Origin of the sequence: Nitrospira sp., from assembly GCA_024760545.1 — a bacterium.
Taxonomy (GTDB): Bacteria; Nitrospirota; Nitrospiria; order Nitrospirales; family Nitrospiraceae; genus Nitrospira_D.
The window spans coordinates 1,590,160-1,605,630 of the sequence record CP060501.1 but is presented as its reverse complement, the minus strand read 5'-3'; the positions used below and the strand labels follow the sequence as shown (position 1 = coordinate 1,605,630).

General features: G+C 56.9%; 16 protein-coding genes. 15 read left to right on the top strand and 1 reads right to left on the bottom strand.

All coding sequences use genetic code 11. From position 1 onward, the window contains the following. Positions 1-34 precede the first annotated feature (34 nt). The 6 genes from H8K03_07650 to H8K03_07625 all read left to right on the top strand — a co-directional run bounded on the left by H8K03_07650 (position 35) and on the right by H8K03_07625 (position 7,091). Positions 35-1,525, top strand: coding sequence for a DUF2156 domain-containing protein (locus tag H8K03_07650; protein ID UVT21759.1), 1,491 nt, complete (start codon positions 35-37; stop codon positions 1,523-1,525). Continuing rightward, positions 1,522-4,653, top strand: a complete 3,132-nt coding sequence (locus H8K03_07645; GenBank protein ID UVT21758.1) for a PAS domain S-box protein — start codon at positions 1,522-1,524, stop codon at positions 4,651-4,653. Before H8K03_07650 ends, H8K03_07645 begins: the two co-directional genes overlap by 4 nt. A 117-nt stretch (positions 4,654-4,770) precedes the next feature. Further along, complete coding sequence (locus tag H8K03_07640) at positions 4,771-5,586, top strand: CbbQ/NirQ/NorQ/GpvN family protein (GenBank protein UVT21757.1); 816 nt, start codon at positions 4,771-4,773, stop codon at positions 5,584-5,586. Between the two features lie 32 nt (positions 5,587-5,618). Then, on the top strand, positions 5,619-5,927 hold the full coding sequence (locus H8K03_07635) for a DUF167 domain-containing protein (protein UVT22410.1): 309 nt from the start codon (positions 5,619-5,621) through the stop codon (positions 5,925-5,927). Continuing rightward, positions 5,924-6,355, top strand: a complete 432-nt coding sequence (locus tag H8K03_07630) for a hypothetical protein (protein ID UVT21756.1) — start codon at positions 5,924-5,926, stop codon at positions 6,353-6,355. Before H8K03_07635 ends, H8K03_07630 begins: the two co-directional genes overlap by 4 nt. Before the next feature lie 301 nt (positions 6,356-6,656). Then, complete coding sequence (locus H8K03_07625) at positions 6,657-7,091, top strand: hypothetical protein (protein ID UVT21755.1); 435 nt, start codon at positions 6,657-6,659, stop codon at positions 7,089-7,091. Between the two features lie 28 nt (positions 7,092-7,119). On the opposite strand, the gene H8K03_07620 is transcribed toward H8K03_07625, so the two are convergent. Continuing rightward, on the bottom strand, positions 7,120-7,611 hold the full coding sequence (locus tag H8K03_07620) for a hypothetical protein (GenBank protein ID UVT21754.1): 492 nt from the start codon (positions 7,609-7,611) through the stop codon (positions 7,120-7,122). Positions 7,612-7,923: 312 nt separating this feature from the next. On the opposite strand from H8K03_07620, the gene H8K03_07615 reads away from it, so the two are divergent. The 9 genes from H8K03_07615 to H8K03_07575 all read left to right on the top strand — a co-directional run bounded on the left by H8K03_07615 (position 7,924) and on the right by H8K03_07575 (position 15,363). Next, entirely contained in the window at positions 7,924-8,784 is an 861-nt protein-coding gene (locus H8K03_07615; GenBank protein UVT21753.1) for an NmrA family NAD(P)-binding protein, read from the top strand. 11 nt (positions 8,785-8,795) lie between these two features. Next, positions 8,796-9,680 (top strand): pirin family protein, encoded by an 885-nt coding sequence (locus H8K03_07610; GenBank protein UVT21752.1) that lies wholly within the window; start codon positions 8,796-8,798, stop codon positions 9,678-9,680. After that, on the top strand, positions 9,677-10,339 hold the full coding sequence (locus H8K03_07605) for a DsbA family oxidoreductase (protein ID UVT21751.1): 663 nt from the start codon (positions 9,677-9,679) through the stop codon (positions 10,337-10,339). Before H8K03_07610 ends, H8K03_07605 begins: the two co-directional genes overlap by 4 nt. A gap of 42 nt (positions 10,340-10,381) precedes the next feature. Beyond that, positions 10,382-11,059, top strand: a complete 678-nt coding sequence (locus H8K03_07600; protein ID UVT21750.1) for an ankyrin repeat domain-containing protein — start codon at positions 10,382-10,384, stop codon at positions 11,057-11,059. Between the two features lie 45 nt (positions 11,060-11,104). Then, on the top strand, positions 11,105-11,533 hold the full coding sequence (locus tag H8K03_07595) for a VOC family protein (GenBank protein UVT21749.1): 429 nt from the start codon (positions 11,105-11,107) through the stop codon (positions 11,531-11,533). 55 nt (positions 11,534-11,588) lie between these two features. Continuing rightward, positions 11,589-13,424: a glycoside hydrolase family 15 protein gene (locus H8K03_07590; GenBank protein UVT21748.1), complete on the top strand. Its 1,836-nt coding sequence runs from the start codon at positions 11,589-11,591 to the stop codon at positions 13,422-13,424. Between the two features lie 78 nt (positions 13,425-13,502). Beyond that, entirely contained in the window at positions 13,503-14,093 is a 591-nt protein-coding gene (locus H8K03_07585) for a histidine phosphatase family protein (protein UVT21747.1), read from the top strand. Beyond that, entirely contained in the window at positions 14,090-14,536 is a 447-nt protein-coding gene (locus H8K03_07580) for a VOC family protein (protein ID UVT21746.1), read from the top strand. Before H8K03_07585 ends, H8K03_07580 begins: the two co-directional genes overlap by 4 nt. 32 nt (positions 14,537-14,568) lie before the next feature. Then, on the top strand, positions 14,569-15,363 hold the full coding sequence (locus H8K03_07575) for an SDR family NAD(P)-dependent oxidoreductase (protein ID UVT21745.1): 795 nt from the start codon (positions 14,569-14,571) through the stop codon (positions 15,361-15,363). The last annotated feature ends 108 nt before the right edge of the window (positions 15,364-15,471 follow it).

The window sequence follows — 15,471 nt, the reverse complement described above, 5'->3', positions numbered from 1 at the left end:
TACCTTTCGCCTTGCGTCGTATGATTGGAAGCCGATGAATCTCATTACATTGGATTCCAAACTTCTTATGAGGACGCTGCCCCAGTTGGTGCCTGATTCAACGTGTTTACGCTGTGATGTCTGCTGCCGTTTTCCGGAAGCGGACAGTTTTTTGCGCCCGTACTTTACGCGCCAAGAAATCGCCGATGCCGTGATGCATGGAGTGTCCGATTCGTTCTTTCCCGACAAGTCCGGCACGCAAGTCGATCTCGTCAAGAATTCAGCGGGCGAGGGATATCTCTGTCCTGCTTTTGATGGAGAGTCCGGCCGGTGTGGAATCTACGACGTGCGCCCGTTGGATTGTCAACTCTATCCGCTGGCACTGATGTGGGATGCATTGGGACAGGAAATCCTTCTTGGCTGGGATACCAAGTGCCCCTTTATGCGCGAAGAGTCTTCCAGTGCGATTCGCGTCTATGCCGAGCATATGGCAAGTTTCTTGGAGTCTGACACCATTGTTGAGAGGATTGTTGCTCACCCTCGTCTGATTGGCCCCTTTCAGGACGATGTGGTCGTTCTCCGAACACTTCCGCACCTGACCGCCCGTCTCGCGCCAAGGCAAATTGATTCTCGGCTCCGCCCATTGACGGCCTCGGACGCGCCGTATATCACGGAGGCGCTCGAACGAGCTCAGGTGCTCCGCCATGACACGCCGGCCGCTTTCGCATTCCCGTACCATTACATATGGACGTCGCTGCTCCCCTCATGGTGGATGGAATCCAATGATACGTTGTTCCTCTTCGCGAAATCTCCAGACGGGTGGTTCATGCTGCTGCCACCGCTCGGGCCTGGTCCTTTGGATCAGGCGGTCGATCAAGCCTTTGCATTGATGCGTCAGTGGAATGGGCGATCGCCGGTGAGTCGAATCGAAAACGTGACTGAGTCACAAAAGCGCTTCTTGGAACGCGACGGGGTTTCGTTCAGGAAAAAGGATGGGGATTATCTATACTCCGCCGCTGCGCTTGCTGCATTGGCAGGAGACCACTATAAATCCCAACGGGCGCTTTGCAATCGAGCCGGCCGAGACTACGCCATCGCGATCGAACCGTATCGTGCTGAATATGGAGGTGATTGCGCGCTTCTGCACCGACGGTGGGCAGACCAGAAGCGTCAGGGGAATCTCGATTGCATGGGGAAGCTGCTGTTGGAGGACGCCGAAGCCGCCCATAGTCGTGTTTTTCGAGAACACGAGCAAATTGGACTGTCGGGTACAGTGGTCAAAATCAACAATGACGTTGCAGCCTATACCTTCGGTTACTGGCTGACTCCTCACACCTGGGCCATCTTGTTGGAAGTTGCAGATCGCTCGATCGCGGGTCTGGCGCAGTGGGTTTTCCGCGAAACCTGTCGAACTGCGATGGCCAAAGGGGCAGTCTATATCAATGCCATGGACGATGCAGGCCTTCCCGGGCTGCGCAGGGCTAAGCTGGGGTATCGCCCCATGGCCGTCATCGAAAATTGGACCATGACGGATTTTCTACGATGACATTGCCGAAGGCTTCGCCACCGGATGTGCAAGTGGAGGTACAAGCGGACGGCACACCCCACCGGTATAGCTGGCTCACGTTTCTGATCGTCTGGATCAGCGTGTTCGCGCTGGGGAACGGCATCATTCTCCTCGGTGCCGTCGAGCGTCGCCTCGTCGCCGCCTCCGGAGAAGAGCTGATGCTGGCGGCGGCCTGTGTGTCGGACAAGCTGGATCAGCTGCTTTATGAACGCTACGGCGATACCCGGATGATAGCCCGGACGCTGGCCAATCATATCGCCGACCAGCCCTACCTAACCGACTATCTCAAGTCGATCAAATTGAGCTACGTACCGGTTTATGCCTGGTTGGGGGTGACAAACCGGCAAGGCATCATGACGGCTTCGACGGAAAGCTCACTGGTCGGGCAAGATTTCAGCAAGAACGCATGGTTTGAGTCGGCTCGGGTGGATCGGAAAATTGTGGCCGACGACGTCGGGGGCCATCAGGCGGACAATGGAATCGAAACAGTGGCCTTCACCGCGCCGATGCTCGACCCGGAAGGCAACTTCTTGGGCGTGGTGATCAGCCGGATCGCGGTGACCACGGTCGAAGAGATCGCCCTCCGGACTATCCGATCCCTGGAACTCCGCGCAGGGTTTGTGGGGTCGGTTGAATATCAGATGATCACCCGGCACGGTGACGCCTTCGTGGATTCTGACTTGGCATACAAGGGCAACGTGAATCTGCGGGAGATGGGGCTGCCCTCCGCCGTGGTGAGCCGGGACGGCCGGACGGGATTTCTCGAAGAGGATCACCTGCGGCGGCATGTGCGGGCTGTCACTGGATTTGCCTCGTCCAAGGGGTTCAGGGATTTCCCCGGTCTCAACTGGACGGTGTTGATGCGGATGGATCGCGAAGATGTGCTCCTCCCGATCCGATCTGTGCTGTGGAAGGTCGGGACAGTCGGTATCATCGTCTGGTTGGCCTTGGTCGTGTTCCTCCTATGGACGACGGCGCGATTGCGCGCAGAATATCGCCAAGCCCAACAGGAAAGTGCATGGGCGAGAGCCGCGGAAGCGGCGTTGCGGCAAAGTGAGGAACGGAATCGAGCGATTGTCGATACGGCGCTCGACGGAGTGATCACCATCGATGCTGCCGGGATCGTGACGGAGTGGAACGCCCAGGCCACAGCTATCTTTGGGTGGACCCGCGATGAAGCGCTTGGGAAGTTGCTTTCAGAAACCATCATCCCTGAGCGTGATCGAGAGGCCCATGCCCAAGGGATTCGGGAGTATCTCAGGACCGGGGTCGGTCCTGTGCTGAATCGACGGATTGAGATTGCTGCCCGGCACAAAGATGGTCACGAGTTTCCGGTCGAGCTCGCTGTCTCGCCGGCGCGCATCGGCGAAACGTATATGTTCAGCGCCTTCGTCCGCGATATTACGGACCGCCGCTGGGCAGAACGTCGCCTCGCCTCGCAGTATGCGGTCACGCGCGTCCTCTCCGAGGCCGTGACAATGGAGGAAGCGGTCCCAAGAATCATCGAAGCTGTCGGAGAGAGTCTTGAATGGGATTTGGGTGTCTTTTGGCGGGTGGACAAACACACGGGGACATTACGGTGTCTCCATCATTGGCAAACAGGGGCGATCTCTGCCGATGAGTTCGTGGCCATGGACCAGGGTCAGAGCTTTAAACCAGGGATAGGGTTGCCGGGTCGGATTTGGGAATGCGGACGGCCGGTATGGATCAGAGATGTAGCGCTCGATCCCACCTTTGTTCGAGCGGATCTGGCGGCCAAGACGGGGCTTCACGGAGCCTTTGGGTTTCCGATTCGTATCGGAGGTGAAATCGAAGGCGTCATCGAGTTCTTCAGCCATCAGATACGCGAGCCGGATGGAGAGCTGCTGAGCATGATCGCCGATGTTGCCCTCAAGATCGGGCAATTCGGGGAGCGCACCAGAGCCGAAGAGGCGTTGCGCCAGACTGAGGCGCAACTTCGCCAAGCGCAGAAGATGGAAGCGGTGGGACGGCTCGCCGGCGGCGTGGCCCATGACTTCAACAATCTGCTGACCGTGATCCGTGGATATAGTGAGCTGATCCTCAGCCGCTTGGCGCAGGGCGATGCTTCGCGACGTGAAATGGAAGAGGTGAAAAAAGCCGCTGACCGGGCGGCCGGCCTCACCAGCCAGCTGCTGGCCTTTAGCCGACGGCAATTCGTGACCACAAAGGTCGTGGACCTGAACGCGATTGTCATGAACATGGACGGAATGCTCCGCCGATTGTTGGGTGAGGACATCATTGAACTGTGCGCCGACCTCCAAACGAAATTGGGATCGATCAAGGCCGATCCGGGGCAGATCGAGCAGGTGATCATGAATCTTGCCGTCAACGCTCGGGATGCCATGCCGACGGGAGGTAAGGTGACGATCGAGACCCGGAACGTCACGATCGGGAAAGGCCCTCGGCGCGAAACGATGATGCTCGATCAAGGCTCCTACGTGCTCTTGGCGATTCGGGATACGGGGCAGGGTATGAGTGAAGAAACCCAATCGCATTTGTTTGAACCCTTCTTTACCACGAAAGAAAAGGGGAAGGGGACGGGGCTCGGATTGTCAACCGTGTACGGTATCGTGAAGCAAAGCGGTGGAACGATTGGGATTGAGAGCAAACTGGGGTTGGGAACCACCTGCAAGATCTTTTTCCCAAGAGTCGAAGAGGCCGTGCAGGCCGTGCCGGTAGGCAGCGGAAACGTAGGCCGGGCAATCGGACGAGAAACGATCCTCGTAGTCGAGGACGACCCGTCGGTTCGTGGGCTTGTACAGGATGCACTTCGCTTGAACGGGTATGAGGTCTTGGTGGCGCGTCACGGCATCGAAGCGCTCCTGACCGGCGCGAAGCACATGGGTCCGATTCATTTGTTGCTGACCGACGTTGCAATGCCGCAGATGAGCGGGCCTGAGGTGGCGGAAAAGCTGACGGTTGTACGGCCGGAGATCAAAGTTTTGTATATGTCTGGATATCCCGATCATCCGGTGTTCGCGCAAGGAGGAGTGAAACGAGATACGGCGTTTCTCCAGAAACCATTCACACCGAATATCCTCACGCAAAAAGTTCGTGAAGTCCTCGACGGGAAGAAGGTTGCCTAGATTGCCAGGCCCTCCCATCGCTTGATCTTCGCGGTTTATTCCGTCTATTGTGGCGGTACTTGAAGCCTGCTGTGGTCAGCCGAACAGATTCATGTCACGACCAGGAATGATGGGGTGATGCAACAGATACGCGAAATCGATGTGGCACACTATCGCATCGCCCAGGAGCCGTTTTATGCCGAAGTCTGCGGAGAGGTCGGTCTGTTCACCATTGCGGCCGAGAAAAAGCTACCGGTCATGCTCAAGGGACCGACCGGCTGCGGGAAAACCCGCTTTGTCCAATACATGGCCTATAAGCTCGGCCGACCGCTGATCACCGTCGCGTGTCACGAGGATCTCACTGCGTCCGACTTGGTCGGTCGCTATCTTCTCAAGGGACAGGATACGGTCTGGATGGATGGGCCGCTGACCATCGGCGTGAAGCATGGGGCCATTGTCTATCTTGACGAGGTGGTGGAAGCCCGGAAGGACACTACCGTCATCATCCATCCGCTCAGCGATGACCGGCGGGTGCTGCCGCTCGAGAAAAAAGGCCAAATCCTGGAAGCTGCCGACGATTTCATGTTGGTGATCTCCTATAACCCGGGGTATCAAAGTGTCCTCAAAGATCTGAAACAAAGCACGAAACAACGATTTCTGGCGATTGAATTTGACTACCCCGCGCCTGAGATCGAAACAATTGTGGTTCAGCGTGAGGCGGGTGTGGAGTCTGTGATTGCCGGGAATCTCGTCAAGCTCGGCAGAAAAGTGCGTAACCTCAGAAATCACGGGCTGGAGGAGGGAGTCAGCACCAGACTCTTGATCTATGCCGGCACACTGATCAAGCAAGGCGTGCCGCCGGAACGGGCCTGTGATGTCGCCGTTGCACGTCCGATTACCGATGATGCGGACATGCAACGCACCATACTGGAATTTGTCAAAGCGATCTTTTGAATCCATCGATTCTTGTGGATTCCCTTCCTGTCATCGTACGGGACAGTGAGCGCGGCGCGCTCCTCACCGTGCATGTCCAACCCAGCACTTCGTGTACCGAATGTGTCGGCATTCACGGCGATGCAGTGAAGATCCGTCTGGCCGCTCGTCCAATTGACGGCGCCGCCAACGAGGAACTGATCCGTTTCATTGCCGATCGCTGTGCGGTCCCACGTGCGAACGTGCGCATTTATGCGGGAGCTCAGTCTCGACATAAACGACTGTGCGTGAAAGGGGTTCCGGCCCGGGTGCTGTTGGCTCGGTTGCTGCCACGGGGTGGGAAAGGAGCGGAGCAGATATGAACGGATTACGAATAGGCGCTGCGATCGCCATATTGATGCTCTCGGCTTGTTCCAGCGCACGCCCAGTGCTCTATCCCAACGCGCATCTGGAGAAAATTGGAAAGGAAGCTGCGGAGCGGGATATCGAAGCCTGTCGGCAATTGGCAGAGTCGGCCGGAGCGGAAGAGGGCAGTGGAGGCAAAGGGGGGCGCGTTGCGACGAATACGGCTGTCGGAACCGGAGTCGGGGCCGCAAGCGGAGCAGTGGGCGGAGCGATTTTCGGGGGAGTAGGGCGAGGATCGATGATCGGTGCCGCGAGCGGAGCGGTCTGGGGCCTTCTGACCGGTTTGTTCCACGCTGCCGGTCCTTCGCAACCCAACCAGGCGTACACGAATTTCGTCAACCGATGTTTGCAAGAGAAAGGATATGAGGTGACAGGGTGGCAGTGAGGGGGAGGAATTGGGCATCGAGATCGTTTCGATGCTCGCCCAACGCGCGGCCTCAGAAGGCCCTCGTTGGATGCGCGCAATGGAAACGACCTCGACACCCAATCTGAGTGGGCGAGGAGTGCAAGGAGGAATGTGCTCGGACAATGCGCGCAGTGGAGCACCCACCCATCCCCTCCGCGAGAGAAGGTAAGGGGAGAGCGGGAGCAGTGACTGGACGATGTGCACAATCGGAAAACCCTCGACATTTCCGCTAAAGGGTGAGAAGTGAAGAAAGGGAAAGCACGCATTCGAAGGGATGTTTGTGGTCAATCGGTCATGGCATCGTCTCGTTGTGTATGTGGCACTGATAAGCCTTACCGCCTGCGCTGGGCCACAGCCGATCTTGCGGTCTAATAAGCAGCTTAATTTGTATGGCCGGCAGATGGCCCAACAAGAGATTGCATCCTGCCGGAAGAAAGTTGAAGAGACCGGGTTGCGTCCTGGGACAAACCAAAGCGCGAATGCCGCGACCGGGGCCGTGCTCGGGCTGACGCTTGGCGGTGCGGTTGGCGCGTCCGCCGGGATTGTCGGTGGATTAGCGGGAATCGCGATTGGAGCTGCCGCCGGCAGCGGTCTGGGGCTGGTCGTCGGTTTGGCCGGAGGGACGTTTAAACCGCTCGAACCGGAACCTCCGTACGCTGATGCGGTCACCCGCTGCCTGAAAGAAAAAGGCTATGAGGTCAGCGGGTGGGAGTAACGTGCAACGATGTGAGGCATGATGGCCGTCAGTTTCGGGCCAGATCTAAAAAGCGGATCATTGCTTCTACCGATGAACCGGCAGAGGCAGAACTGGCTGGAATGACGATCAGCACCAGCAAATCGATCTGTTGACCCACCTCCAGCATAGGCGCTTTCAGCGAACTGACATTCCTGCCACAAGCTCCTTGATCGACAATCTCGATCTGTCCACTGTCATCCTCAACGGTGAGTGTCGTCCGTTCATGCGCTCGCCCGCAAATCAGTTTATTGGTGACGGTCTCTGTCTGAATCGTCATGACGGTTCCGGTCAGTCTGATTTCTCTCATCTGATAACGGTCCGGATGCGCTAGGACCGTGGCGATTGGAATTCGTTCATAAGAGACGAGCGGAATTCTCAATGCTCCGACCCGTGAGGACTGACGTAAGTCATCCGATGCGGCTTCTGAATGTGGGAAGAACACCCACGTGGTGATTGCGATAAGGATTGGCAGACAAGCTCGAAAGTCATAAGCCGTCATGATGAGTCTCTCGCTGAGGATGATTTTCCGCAGGAGCCGACCATTCGGCACGGTGACGCTACTTCGCCACTGATCCGCGTCCGCTCCATTCTCTCAAATCCAGGTTCCAACACAACCAATCCTCACTAATTTCAGCAGCATCGGAGACTTTCGCACGCACGGTGTTTCAGTGGAACGCGATTTGCCAGGGCATTGTTACTATGAAGATGCGGTCGCTCTTGGCGGGATGTATCGCTTTACAGCTCAACATCGTGACGCCATGATCCATGAGAAGTACGATCGCTTGACTGCTCAGCAAGAAGAGGAGGGTTCATGATGTTTGTTGTGATCGGCGCCACTGGAAATACGGGATCGGCGGTTGTGGAGACATTACTCAGCAAGAAACAGCGGGTGCGGGTGATCGTTCGCTCGGTTGAGAAGGGAGCTGGCTGGAAAGCAAAAGGGGCTGAGGTTGCCGTTGCCTCTCTCGACGATGTTTCGTCATTAACCACGGCGCTTGAAGGAGGGAAAGGAGTCTACTTGTTGGTGCCGCCGAATTATGGATCCGAGGCCTGGTCGGCGGATCAACGAGCACGGATGGATCGCGCCGCCAAAGCCGTTCAAATGAGTGGGGTACCGCATGTTGTTTTTCTATCGTCGGTCGGAGGACATATGACCGGAGGGACGGGTCCGATTCGAGCCGCGACTTATGGCGAACACGCACTTGGTTGTACCGCCAAGCGCCTGACCATTCTTCGCCCTTCCTATTTTATGGAGAACTGGGCGCCGGTGATCGGTGTGGCGAAGGCAGATGGAGTTCTTCCGACATTTCTGGCGCCTCAAGCTAAGATTCCCATGATTTCGACCAAGGATATCGGCAGGATTGGAGTAGAGCATCTGATAGCCGGTGGATTGGGCAAGCGGATCGTGGAAATGGCTGGTCCGGAGGAGTACAGTCCGAATGATGTGGCTGAAGCGCTTGGTCACATTCTGGGAAAGAAGGTGACGGCCCAATATGCGCCCTTGAGTGCCGTTGTGCCGACGTTCAAATCATTTGGGTTCTCTGACGAGGCAGCGAGGTTATTCGAGGAGATGTACGCCGCCTTTGGGAAAGGGACGATCGGCTATGAGGAGCCCGGCAAGCTTGTGCGTGGAACGATCACCTTGTCGGAAGCGTTACGGGGGATGGTGTAAAGGAGGCTGTCATGGCAATAGGAACGGTGGCTAACAAGGAAGTCGTCGGCGTCTATCAGCCTGGCTCAACCCACATGGTTGGCGATGGATTTCCCGTGCGGAATCTGTTCCCGAGCAACGATCTCGATCGAGCGGTCAGCCCGTTTCTCCTGCTGGATTATGCCGGGCCTCAGCATTTCCCATCCACCGATCATCCTCGAGGGGTAGGGGAACATCCGCATCGAGGGTTTGAAACAGTCACGATCATCTATGAGGGTGTTGTGGCCCATCGAGATTCGGCGGGAAATGCCGGCGTGATCGGGCCGGGCGACGTCCAGTGGATGACGGCAGCGTCAGGCGTCGTGCACGAAGAGATGCACGAAAAAAAGTGGGCCAAGGAAGGTGGGACTTTGCAGGCCATCCAACTATGGGTGAATCTGCCACGTGCCGAGAAAATGTCGGCACCGGGGTACCAGGAGATTCTCAACGCCGATATTCCAGCCGTCGAACTGGACGGCGGGGCCGGACAGCTCCGGGTCATTGCAGGGTCATTTCAAGGTCGAAGAGGGCCCGCTCGTACCTTTACTCCGATCGAGCTCTATGATCTGCGTCTGGTTGCGCGTGGTCGGATCGAGCTCAATCTGCCGGAACGGCACAACACCTTGATCTTTGTTTTGCAAGGCCGAGCCTCAGTAAACGGATCGCGTGAGGCAGGCGAATCGGAATTGATCGTCTGCGCGCGCAATGGCTCTCTGGTGACAATCGATGCGCAAGCAGAGAGTCGGCTTCTGGTCATGGGTGGAGTGCCCATCGATGAACCAGTCGCTCGCTATGGCCCATTTGTCATGAATACGAAAGCTGAACTCGTTCAGGCGGTGGAGGATTACCAAGCCGGCAGGATGGGGCACCTATCGTGACCCATCAGACTCTCCGGATCGAGGTGTATTCCGATGTCATCTGCCCCTGGTGCTATGTCGGCAAGCGACGGCTCGAACGGGCGCTCAAGGAATGGGGTGATGATTCCCCGGTCGACATAAAATGGAAGCCGTTTCAATTGAATCCGACGATGCCAAAAGACGGGATGGATCGAACGATATACCTTCAAACCAAGTTCGGCAGCCTGGATAGATTTAGGGAGATGGAGCAGCGCTTGTTGGAGGCTGGAAACCAGGAGGAGATACCGTTTGCCTTTGAGAAGATCGCGAGAACGCCGAACACCCTCTTGGCCCATCGGTTGATTTGGTATTCCGGGACGCAGGGTCACCAAGACGCGGTGGTCGATCAACTATTCAAAGGCTATTTCGAAGAAGGTCTCGATATCGGCTCTCTGTCGACACTGGTCGAGTTGGCCGAGCGAGCAGGAGTGCGAGCGGACGAGTTTCTGACGAACGAAGCGGGAGCCGCTGAGGTCAAGGCCGAAGAGTCGATTGGTCACCGGTTGGGCATTCGAGGAGTGCCTTACTTCGTGATCGACGGAACCTATGGAATCTCCGGTGCACAACCGCCTGGAATATTTCTTTCGGCCTTTCAACGGGAAAAAGCCGATCGTGCGGAGGGTGAGCCGCAACGGAGATGATCGCGTGCTCTCCACGATGAGGCCAAACTGGTTGAGTGAGCAATGACTGCCGTGCAAAGAACCGGGTTAGCGTGTTTGACGCTTGTTGCCGCCGCGGCTGATGTGTATAGCCAAGTCGGAAAGGCAGCAGACGATCGTGCGTTGATTGTTGCGGCAGAACATAACGACATCCCAACCATGCGACGACTGTTGGAGGCGGGGGCCGACGTCCGTGTTCGAGATGCCCATAGGCGTACGCCGTTACTTGCGGCCACTGCGCACAATCATATTGAAAGCGCCAAACTGCTGATTGCCGCCGGCGCGGATGTCAACGTACAGGACGATAAGCTCGATAGCCCGCTGCTCCTGGCAGGCGCCAATGGCTATCTCGAAATTCTCACGCTCACGCTGCAGGCCGCTCCGAATTTCAAAGTCTATAACCGTTTTGGCGGGACGGCTCTGATTCCGGCCTGTGAGCGCGGACACGTCGAAACGGTTGAAGCCCTGCTCAAGACGGATATCGACGTCGATCATGTCAACAAGTTGGGTTGGACGGCGCTCTTGGAGGCAATCGTGCTCAGCGATGGCGGACCAAGGCACCAGGAGATCGTGCGCTTATTGGTGTCTGCCAAGGCCAACGTGAACCTCCCGGATGGCCAAGGGGTCACACCACTACAGCATGCCCGGCGAAAAGGGTTCAATGAGATCATCCGTATACTGGAGTCAGGCGGTGCGCGATAGGGGAAGCAGGCGCCCGGGGCTCTGTCGACCATAAGGAGGGTATGCATGGCGGTGCAGGTGTATGGCTGCAATCACGTCGTGATCGAAGTCACCGATGCTAAGAAAGCGGTGAAGTTCTACTCGGATGTATTCGGTCTGAAAATGCTGAAAGGTGGCGAGGGGGCCGCATGGTGCAAGCTGGGCGAGCACCAATTTATGGCCATTTTCGAAGTGGATACGCTCCAGCCGGATCGCACGAAGCACTTCGGTCTCATGGTCCGCGATGCGGAGCAGATTCAAGAGGTGCGACGTAAGCTGACCAACAAGTACAAGCTGAAGCTCCAGCCGAATTTCCGCTGCGACTTTCGAGATCCTTGGGGCAATCGTATTCAGGTTGGGGATCTCAGCGATGAATCGTTGGTATGGCTTCTACCTTACCAGGAAGTGCAGAAAACCGGGCTTGTCTTCGCGTCAAAGAAAAATAGAAGGGGCTAGCAGATGCCATCTCAGAGCTTCCAACAACGTGTAGCAAGCAATCCGGTGTGAGACCATGGCCTATCTACCGATTAAAGACCATGGCTTGATCGGCAATATGCGGACGGCGGCGCTGATCGGTCTGAACGGATCGATCGATTGGCTGTGCTTTCCCCATTTCGACTCACCCAGTGTGTTCGCCGCCATTCTCGACGATGAGAAAGGCGGTCGGTTTGAGATCACCGCCGTCGACACGGACATTTCCCCGAAGCAGCTCTACTGGCCGGAAACCAACGTGCTTGTGACCCGGTTCCATGCGGCGAACGGCGTCGCCGAGATTCTGGACTTCATGCCGGTCGGTCTGTCTCCGGAATCCCCATGGCAGAATCAGCTCATTCGGCGGGTTCGTGTGACGCAGGGGAGTATGAAGTTTCAGGTTCGCTGCCATCCGGCCTTCAACTACGCTCGGACTCCTCATCGTACGCGGCTGACGAAGCAAGGAGCCTGTTTTCATTCACCGGATCTCAGCCTAGGACTGGCCACAGATATTCCCCTCACCCAGGATGATCGGGGAGTCCGGTCGGTCTTTGTTCTGCAGGAGGGTGAGTCAGCCGTCTTCGTTCTCAGACCCATCGAATCCGACGAAAGCTGCGGTTCTTGTCCGTCGTCGAGCGAAGCCGATGAATTGTTCGAGCAGACTGTGAAGTATTGGCGCCACTGGTTGTCGCGATGCACCTACACAGGGCGATGGCGGGAAATGGTCCATCGATCCGCACTTTGCCTGAAACTCCTGACCTTCGAGCCGACCGGGGCCATTGTGGCCGCACCGACCTGCAGTCTGCCCGAAACCCCTGGGGGCGTCCGCAATTGGGACTACCGATACACTTGGATGCGTGACGCGGCCTTCACTGTCTATGGCTTTCTGAAACTCGGGTTCACCGAGGAAGCAGACCGCTTCATGAATTGGCTGGCGGCGCGCACCAAGGAGGTCGAGGCGGATGGCTCACTTCAAATCGTGTATGGAATCGATGGTCGTCATGACTTGACGGAGCAGACGCTCGACCATCTGGATGGCTACTGCGGCGCAAAGCCTGTCCGGATCGGCAACGGTGCGTACAATCAGCTGCAGCTGGATATCTACGGCGAACTGCTCGACGCCGCATATCTCTATAACAAATACGCGTTGCCGATCGGTCACGACACCTGGATGAGAATCAAGCATCGGCTCGATTGGCTGTGCGACAACTGGCAGCAGCCGGATGAAGGGATTTGGGAAACCAGGGGCGGGCGCCGGCAGTTCGTCTACTCAAAATTGATGTGCTGGGTGGCGATGGATCGGGGCCTTCGCTTGGCAGACAAACGCTCATTTCCAGCCGATCGCACTCGTTGGCTGCGCGTTCGGGATCAGATTTACGAAGAGATCATGCAGAAGGGATGGAATGCCAAGCGTCGGGCGTTCGTCCAACACTACGACAGCGATTCGTTGGACGCCTCGAATCTCATCATGCCGCTCGTGTTCTTCCTTTCGCCGAACGATCCGAGGATGCTCGATACTCTGGCGGCGATTACTCGCTCACCGAAATTCGGTGGGCTGATGTCGGATGGGTTGGTGTATCGGTACGACAGCGAAACGGGTGAAGACGGTCTGCATGGGAAAGAGGGAACGTTCAACATGTGCACGTTTTGGCTGGTGGAAGCACTGGCGCGGGCGGGACGTGTCGATCGAGCCAAACTTGAAGAGGCACGCTTCCTGTTCGAACGGATGTTGGGCTATTCCAACCACGTAGGGCTGTATGCCGAAGAGATTGGAACTCGCGGGGAAGCGCTCGGTAATTTCCCTCAAGCCTTCACACACCTGGCGCTGATCAGTGCCGCGTTCAATCTTGATCGCGCATTGGAGAGGAAGACCTAATCTCCGAATAGTTAGTGTCCGACTAGGCCAGGGTGTGCAGAAGATCAAATTAAATTGTGAGAGCAGCAAGTGGAAAACATGAGTGAGCCGAGCCAGGAACTGTGGATGATCCGGCACGGTGAGACTGAATGGAGCGTGGCGAAGCGGCATACGGGGCGGACCGACATTGCGCTGACTTCGACGGGTGAGCGCCAGGCGGCCACCCTGGGTCGATCTCTGGCCAGCCGACGATTTGCCTTGGTGCTCTGCAGCCCGCTACGTCGGGCACGCGAGACCTGCCGGCTGGCCGGTTTCGGCGAGGCAGCGAGTATGAGCGATGACCTGCTCGAATGGGATTATGGTGTCTATGAGGGAAGAACGACATCGGAGATCAGGTCGGAACAGCCTGATTGGTCGATCTGGACGGCATCTGTTCCCAAGGGTGAGTCGATCGAGCTGGTCGGGCACCGAGCCCAACGGGTGATCCAGCGGGCGCTGGCGGCGGACGGCGACGTGGTGCTGTTCGCGCATGCCCATATCCTACGCATACTCGCCGCCTGCTGGCTCGGTCTGTCACCTGACGCGGGACGGTTGTTCGTCCTCCGCACTGCTTCGATAAGCGTGCTCGGCTTTGAGCGTGAAACGCGCGTCATCACACGTTGGAACCTTCCACACGAGGAGGGACTATGAAAGCACAGTATTTGGGCCACGTGGTCTTCTACGTCAAAGAGCTTGATCGATCGCTCGGCTTTTACCGGGATCTGTTGGGCTTCAAGGAAGTCGCACGGATCTTTAATGGGGCAGCCGCTGCGCTGACATCCGGTCGGACGCATCACGAATTGCTGCTGATTCAAGTCGGCGATGTCCCTGGGCCGCCGAGTGGGCGACGCCGTGGCCTCTACCATATCGGGATCAAAGTGGGAGACAGTCTTGACGAACTGCGTCAGGCAAAACGGGACTTGGAGCAGGCAGGAGTTCCGATCGATGGCATGAGCGATCACACGGTCAGCCAAAGTCTCTATCTCAAAGATCCCGATGGGAATGAGGTTGAGCTCTATGTGGATGCGGACGAATCGGTGTGGCGAAACAATCCGGCGTCGGTGATGGCGCCGATCAAGCCGCTGAATTTATAAGTTCATTTCATTGATTGAGAGGGGTTCCACGCATGGACTTACAACTGTCGGGCAAGCTCGCGCTCGTGACCGGTTCGACCGGAGGTATCGGTTTGGCTATTGCTGCGGCTCTGGCCGGGGAGGGCGCGGCGGTGATTATCAATGGTCGATCGAAAGAGCGGGTAACCGAGGCAATCGGAAAGGTCCGGGAGAAATATCCTCACGTGAAGCTCGAACCGCTCATCGCCGATCTAAGTGCAGCGAAGGCGGTGACGCAAGCCGTGAATGCCTTTCCTCAGGTCGACATTTTGATCAACAACTTGGGTTCGTATGAGCCAAAGCCTTTTGAGGAGATCTCCGATGAAGACTGGCAAACGCTTATCGAAACCAATTTCATGAGTGGCGTGCGACTGAGCCGCCATTACTTGCCGAAGATGAGGACAAAAAACTGGGGGAGGATCATTTTTATCTCGAGCGAATCCGGCGTCAATATCCCGGTGGAAATGATCCATTATGGTGTGACGAAAACTATGCAACTGGCGCTGGCGCGAGGCCTGGCGGAAACCACCGCCGGCACGGCTGTGACGGTCAATTCGATCCTGGCGGGACCGACGAAGTCCGAAGGCGTCGAGAAGTTCGTCGGCGATCTGGCGAAGTCGCGTCACGTTGAGCCTTCGGTGGTGGAAAGGGAATTCTTTGAGACGGTCCGTCCAAGCTCGTTGCTCAAACGGTTTGCCTCCACTGAGGAAGTGGCCGCTCTCGTAGCGTTTGTCGCCAGCCCGCTGTCCTCCGCGACCAACGGTGCAGCGCTTCGTGTGGACGGTGGTACCATTCGCTCGATTCTCTGAAGAGAGAGGTATGGAATCCCCATCAGAATGAAGATGGCTCGGTGGTGCTGTGTCGCTCATGAAGAGGTGCGGTCATTGTTCATCAATATGGAACTCAGATATCAAGAA

Bases quoted from the DNA above. Each gene is read 5' to 3' on its own strand.
- H8K03_07650 (UVT21759.1), top strand. From the start codon at position 35: ATGAATCTCATTACATTGGATTCCAAACTTCTTATGAGGACGCTGCCC.
- H8K03_07645 (UVT21758.1), top strand. From the start codon at position 1,522: ATGACATTGCCGAAGGCTTCGCCACCGGATGTGCAAGTGGAGGTACAA.
- H8K03_07640 (UVT21757.1), top strand. From the start codon at position 4,771: ATGCAACAGATACGCGAAATCGATGTGGCACACTATCGCATCGCCCAG.
- H8K03_07630 (UVT21756.1), top strand. From the start codon at position 5,924: ATGAACGGATTACGAATAGGCGCTGCGATCGCCATATTGATGCTCTCG.
- H8K03_07620 (UVT21754.1), bottom strand. From the start codon at position 7,611: ATGACGGCTTATGACTTTCGAGCTTGTCTGCCAATCCTTATCGCAATC.
- H8K03_07615 (UVT21753.1), top strand. From the start codon at position 7,924: ATGATGTTTGTTGTGATCGGCGCCACTGGAAATACGGGATCGGCGGTT.
- H8K03_07610 (UVT21752.1), top strand. From the start codon at position 8,796: ATGGCAATAGGAACGGTGGCTAACAAGGAAGTCGTCGGCGTCTATCAG.
- H8K03_07600 (UVT21750.1), top strand. From the start codon at position 10,382: ATGACTGCCGTGCAAAGAACCGGGTTAGCGTGTTTGACGCTTGTTGCC.
- H8K03_07595 (UVT21749.1), top strand. From the start codon at position 11,105: ATGGCGGTGCAGGTGTATGGCTGCAATCACGTCGTGATCGAAGTCACC.
- H8K03_07590 (UVT21748.1), top strand. From the start codon at position 11,589: ATGGCCTATCTACCGATTAAAGACCATGGCTTGATCGGCAATATGCGG.
- H8K03_07585 (UVT21747.1), top strand. From the start codon at position 13,503: ATGAGTGAGCCGAGCCAGGAACTGTGGATGATCCGGCACGGTGAGACT.
- H8K03_07580 (UVT21746.1), top strand. From the start codon at position 14,090: ATGAAAGCACAGTATTTGGGCCACGTGGTCTTCTACGTCAAAGAGCTT.
- H8K03_07575 (UVT21745.1), top strand. From the start codon at position 14,569: ATGGACTTACAACTGTCGGGCAAGCTCGCGCTCGTGACCGGTTCGACC.